Raw genomic sequence first — 4,693 nt, forward strand, 5'->3', positions numbered from 1 at the left:
TAAATAAAGAACTCATCATCATGTAAAAAGGCGTCCATGGACGCCTTTATTTTACAAATTATTCGTGGTGCCGGCTAAAACGCCGTTTAACGACAACGAAGAAGACGGGAACGAAGAAGATCGCTAACAATGTTGCGGTGAGCATCCCCCCCATAACACCGGTACCAACAGCATTCTGCGCACCGCTACCTGCACCATGGCTGATAACCAGAGGCATAACCCCGAGAATAAATGCCAGGGATGTCATCAGGATAGGGCGAAGACGCATGCGGGAAGCCTCAAGAGTGGCTTCGATCAACCCTTTACCTTCTTTGTCCATCAGGTCCTTGGCAAATTCGACGATCAGGATGGCGTTTTTGGCAGAAAGTCCAATAGTCGTTAGCAGGCCTACCTGGAAGTACACGTCGTTATTCATCCCGCGAAGTGACGCTGCCAGCAATGCTCCAACAACACCGAGCGGTACAACAAGCATGACAGAGAATGGAATCGACCAGCTCTCATACAATGCCGCAAGGCAAAGGAAGACGACGATCAGCGAGATGGCATACAGCGCCGGAGCCTGGTTACCTGACAGTCGTTCCTGATAGGACATTCCCGTCCAGTCATGACCGATACCATTTGGTAGTTTTTCCGCAAGGCTTTCCATCAAGGCCATCGCCTCACCGGTACTCCTGCCTGGTGCAGCTTCCCCTAACAGTTCCATTGAAGGCATGCCGTTGTAACGTTCCAGACGTGGTGACCCGTAGATCCAATGTGCGGAACTGAACGTGGAGAAGGGTACCATTTCGCCGTTGGCGCTACGGACATACAGATTATTGATGTCCTCCGGCAACATACGGAATTTAGCATCTGCCTGGACATACACTTTTTTCACGCGGCCACGGTCAATGAAGTCATTGACGTAATAGCCACCCAATGCGGCAGAGATGGTTTCGTTGATATCAGATAACGAAACACCCAGTGCTTGTGCTTTTTCCTGATCGACATCCAGCTTGAATTGCGCGGTATCCTCAAGACCGTTAGGGCGTACGCGCACCAGCAGGTCAGGGTGTTTTGCCACCATGCCCATCAGTTGGTTACGTGCTTGGGTGAGTGCGGCATGTCCCAGCCCGCCCTGGTCAATCAGTTCAAAGTCAAAACCGGTTGCCGTACCCAGTTCAACAATGGCTGGCATGTTGAAGGGGAACACTAAACCATCGCGAATCTGACTAAATGCCCGGGTTGCGCGGGCAATAACGGATTCAACGTTATTTTCGCTACCGCTACGTTCTTCCCAGGGTTTGAGGCTGACGAACGCCATCCCTGAGTTTTGTCCCTGACCGCTGAAGCTAAAGCCGTTAACCGTAAAGACGCTCTCGACGTTGGCTTTTTCATTGTTCAGATAGTAGTGAGTGACCTGATCCAGCACTTTCTGAGTGCGCTCTTGAGTTGCACCTGCCGGGAGCTGAATCATTGTCAGGAATACGCCCTGATCTTCCTCTGGTAAGAAAGAAGTTGGAAGGCGCATGAAGAGCACAGCCATCCCAATCACAATGACCAGATACACCACCAGGTAACGCCCCGTTTTGCGAATGATTCCGCTGACGCTATTGGTGTAATGGTTGACGCTGTGGTCAAATTTGGCGTTAAACCAACCAAAGAAGCCGCTTTTTTTCTCGTGATGATCGGCAGAGACTGGCTTCAGTAATGTTGCACACAGTGCCGGCGTTAGAATCAAGGCGACCAGCACGGAAAGCGCCATTGCAGAAACAATAGTGATTGAGAACTGCCGGTAAATTGCCCCAGTGGAACCGCCAAAGAAGGCCATTGGGATGAATACTGCAGAGAGCACCATGGCGATACCGACCAGAGCCCCCTGAATTTGTGACATGGATTTCTCTGTCGCCTCTTTCGGCGCTAGATTATCTTCCATCATCACACGTTCAACGTTTTCCACCACGACTATCGCGTCATCAACCAACAAGCCGATGGCGAGCACCATCCCGAACATTGTTAGGGTATTTATCGAGTAGCCAAACGCGGCAAGGACGGCAAATGTTCCCAATAATACGACGGGGACCGCGATGGTCGGAATGAGCGTTGCCCGGATGTTTTGCAGGAACAAATACATGACCAGGAAGACCAGCACGATCGCTTCAAAAAGCGTTTTTACGACTTCGTGAATAGAGATCGTAACAAACGGCGTCGTGTCGTACGGATAGACGACCTTCATTCCCTGCGGGAAGAAAGGTTGCAGTTCTGCCAGTTTTGCTTTGATGGCGTTAGCGGTATCCAGTGCGTTTGCGCCGGTGGCCAGTTTAATACCGAGACCGGATGCAGGCTTACCGTTAATGCGAGCAACAACATTATAGTTTTCACCGCCCAGCTCAATACGCGCGACATCTTTCAGATGAACAACAGAGCCATCACTGTTCACACGTAAGGTGACTTTGCCGAACTCTTCTGGATCTTTCAGGCGTGTTTGCGCAATGATCGAGGCATTAAGCTGCTGATTAGGCAATGCCGGCGTACCACCTAACTGACCTGCGGCTATCTGATCGTTCTGTACTTTTAACTGATTAATGACATCGACTGGTGTGAGTTTGTACTTGTTCAGCAAGTTTGCATCCAGCCAGATGCGCATGGCGTACTGAGCACCGAACAGCTGCACGTCGCCAACGCCGTTCAGACGACTGATGGTGTCTTTAACGTTAGAGGCAACGTAATCGGAGATGTCATCCTGTGTAGTTTGTGGATTGTCAGAAACAAAACCCGCAACCATCAAAAAGCTGCTACTCGATTTCTCAACACTGATACCTTGCTGCTGGACTTCCTGCGGCAGAAGCGGTGTGGCGAGCTGCAACTTATTTTGCACCTGGACCTGCGCGATATCGGGGTCGGTCCCAGACTGGAACGTCAGTGTGATGGTCACGCTCCCGGCTGAATCGCTGGTGGAGGACATATACATCAGGTTATCGATACCGTTCATGTTCTGTTCGATAACCTGCGTTACTGTGTCCTGAACCGTCTGTGCATCCGCACCTGGGTAGGTTGCGGAAATCGCTACGGCAGGGGGCGCGATGGTAGGGTACTGTGCCACGGGCAGTTGCATGATCGCCAAAGCACCCGCCATCATTAGAATGATGGCCAGCACCCAGGCAAAGATAGGTCGCCTAATAAAAAAGTTTGCCATGTCCGCTTACCTTATTGCGCCGCAGCTGCTGCCGGGGCATCGGTAGTGGCTTTAACCTGCACGCCAGGACGTGCTTTCTGTAAGCCGCTCACGATGACTTTATCGCCGGGTTTTAAACCGTCGCTAATCAGCCATTTGTCGCCAATGGCTTGCGCAGCGACAACGGCACGAGACTCAACCTGGCTCTTGTCGTTAACGACCATCACTGTGGCATCACCACGCGGAGTACGCGTTACACCTTGTTGTGGAACGAGAATGGCATTGGGCTGTACACCTTCATCGATACGCGCCCTAACAAACATGCCCGGTAACAGGGTGTGCTGCGGGTTAGGGAACACGGCTCTGAGGGTGATGGATCCGGTGCTTTCATCAACCGTAACGTCAGAAAATTGCAAAGAGCCTTTCAGCGGGTAGGACTGGCCATTTTCCATCACCAGTTCAACAGCGCTGCTGGTGCTGTCTTTATGCAGACTACCTTGTTCAATGGATTGCTTGAGGCGCATAAAGTCGTTGCTGGACTGCGTGACATCGACATAAATAGGATCAAGTTGCTGAACGGTAGCTAACTCTGTTGCCTGACCATTGGTGACCAGCGCCCCTTCAGTGACGTTGGATTTACCGATACGCCCGCTAATTGGCGATGTGACTTTGGTGTAAGCAAGATTAATGCGAGCGCTTTCAACGGCTGCTTTTGCTGCAGTAACAGAAGCATCTGCCTGACGTGCATCAGCAATGGCCTGATCGTACTCTTGCTGGCTGATGTACTTAGTGCCGACCAGCGGGATGTAGCGTTTCACGGTTAAATGCGCAATGGCAGCAGCCGCTTCACTCTTCGCCAGCTCACCTTTGGCGCTGTCATAGTCAGCCTGATAGGTTGCGGGATCGATCTGATAGAGCGATTGACCTGCTTCAACATCACTCCCTTCGGTGAAATTCCGCTTAAGTACAATCCCACTGACCTGAGGGCGGACTTCCGCAATACGGAATGAGGTCGTTCGTCCCGGCAGTTCAGTTGTCACGGCTAAAGGGGCCGACTCAACGACATGGACAGTAACCTGTGGCTCGGCAGGATGAGCTTGTGTATCCCCCTGATCGTTACAACCGGCGAGTAATGCAGCGGAGATGATGATGAATGAGGGCAGGAGTGAGAACCTGGCATTTTTCGTCATTACTATTCCTTAAAAAACCGAAAGCTCGTTATTTACCGGGTGAGGCGAGGGAGATAACGTGCACAAAAAATAATAGTTGGCTATCCTACAAATTATTAGCTTGCGATGTAAGCAATACTTATTTATGGGGGCGATGCACGGCACGTAAAAACAAAAAAAGAGTAATCAGCTACCGACTTATTATGTCGTTAATAGCAATACTATGATGCGTATAAATACATATTGAAATGATTATATGATTGGTGAATGTATTGGTGTTGTTTATTCGTTTTGATTATTTGTGTGTAATCAGCACAATGAAATAGTTTAGAACTCGTTTAAACAATCTCCAGGTGATACATTTATTCCGTAT

General features: G+C 50.2%; 2 protein-coding genes. Both read right to left on the reverse strand.

The genetic code is table 11. The features are described 5' to 3' along the window. Nucleotides 1-58: 58 nt before the first annotated feature. A complete protein-coding gene (locus tag NNO02_RS22525) occupies nt 59-3,172 on the reverse strand; it encodes an efflux RND transporter permease subunit (protein WP_271455803.1) in 3,114 nt (1,037 codons plus the stop codon). 11 nt (nt 3,173-3,183) lie between these two features. After that, complete coding sequence (locus NNO02_RS22530; RefSeq protein WP_271449000.1) at nt 3,184-4,341, reverse strand: efflux RND transporter periplasmic adaptor subunit; 1,158 nt, start codon at nt 4,339-4,341, stop codon at nt 3,184-3,186. Nucleotides 4,342-4,693 lie beyond the last annotated feature (352 nt).

It is taken from the genome of Citrobacter sp. Awk 2, assembly GCF_028069815.1.
Classification (GTDB): domain Bacteria; phylum Pseudomonadota; class Gammaproteobacteria; order Enterobacterales; family Enterobacteriaceae; genus Citrobacter.